This is a genomic window from Corallococcus praedator (genome assembly GCF_003612125.1).
GTDB classification, from domain to species: Bacteria; Myxococcota; Myxococcia; order Myxococcales; family Myxococcaceae; genus Corallococcus; species Corallococcus praedator.
The window spans coordinates 1-426 of the sequence record NZ_RAWI01001139.1 but is presented as its reverse complement, the minus strand read 5'-3'; the positions used below and the strand labels follow the sequence as shown (position 1 = coordinate 426).

Here is a 426-nt window from a genome sequence, read left to right as displayed (position 1 = left end):
CTGTCGGGCCGCGTGTACCAGCTGATGCAGGTGCGCCTGGATGAGTCGGCGCTGGGGTTCATCCCCGAAATCAGCGCCAACAAATACATGCTCTGGGTGCGTTTTACCCAGCAGGATGGCGACCTGCGACCCAAGCCGGTCGATGCGGATATCCCGTTCCAGCTGAAGCTCTGTAATTTCTGAGCCGCATCATGAATGTGAAGACCGTCAAATGCCCCAGCTGCGGCAAGGCCGTGCCTTGGGTGCCGGAGAGCCGCTATCGCCCCTTCTGCTCTGAGCGCTGCAAGCAGATCGACCTGGGTGCCTGGGCTGCCGAGCAGTACACCATCCCCGTAGTCGAAGAAGACGACCTGCCCGACGCGCCGGGCAACGATACGACCGGCAGGCTCAACTAGCCATCGCTTCCTCGCGCATCCATTCGAAGAC

Annotated in this window: 2 protein-coding genes; both read left to right on the top strand. The window is 61.5% G+C overall.

Annotated elements, in window-relative coordinates:
• Positions 1-183: cell division protein ZapD (locus D7Y13_RS43420; RefSeq protein WP_120631137.1), on the top strand; the 183-nt coding region annotated here is incomplete at its 5' end.
• An 8-nt stretch (positions 184-191) separates the two neighbouring features.
• On the top strand, positions 192-395 hold the full coding sequence (locus D7Y13_RS43415) for a DNA gyrase inhibitor YacG (protein ID WP_009241594.1): 204 nt from the start codon (positions 192-194) through the stop codon (positions 393-395).
• The last annotated feature ends 31 nt before the right edge of the window (positions 396-426 follow it).